The following is a 641-nucleotide window of genomic DNA, read 5'->3' on the forward strand; positions in this document are numbered from 1 at the left end:
GGGCAGGCCGCCACGGGGCGAGCCGGTGAGCAGATCACCGTCAACGCGGCCAACGGCAACCTCGTCATCCAGGACCGCGACGAATACCTGGTGGGCGTCGGCCCCGACGTCGACCTGCTTCGCACCTACAACAGCCAGGGCGGCTGGGACGGCGATAACRGGGATGGCTGGCGCGTCGGCTACTACCGGCGCGTGTCGGGGCGCGTGGGCACCGTCAACACCACCGGCAGCAGCATCAAGCGCACCGATGCGGACGGCCATGAGGCGTCGTACTCCTTCGACACCGCCACCGGCAAGTACCTCACGGCCGAGGGCTCGGGCCAGTTCGACAGCCTGAGCTACGGCGCCGGTGTCTGGACCTGGACCGATGGCGACACCGGCACGGCAGAAACCTACGCCAATGTCGACGGGGAGATCTACCGGCTCTCACAGGTCAGCGACGCCCAAGGCAACCTGGTCAAGGTTGACTACGACGGCGGCGGCCTGATCAGCAGCCTGTCCACCTTCAAGGCCGGCAGCTCAACGGCCGACGAAGTGGTGACGCTGAACTACACCGGCACGCAGCTGTCCAAGATCACCACCAGCTACAAGGATGCGCAGGGCGCGCAACAGACGCGCAGCGTCACCAGCTACGGCTACAC

The 641-nt window shown here is 66.9% G+C and carries 1 protein-coding gene; it reads left to right on the plus strand.

Annotated features, from left to right (window positions below; all coding sequences use genetic code 11):
• The coding region (locus AC1DU6_RS34475; protein WP_477862979.1) for a hypothetical protein at positions 1–641 on the plus strand (641 nt) is incomplete at both ends.

Source organism: Roseateles sp. P5_B10, assembly GCF_056400485.1.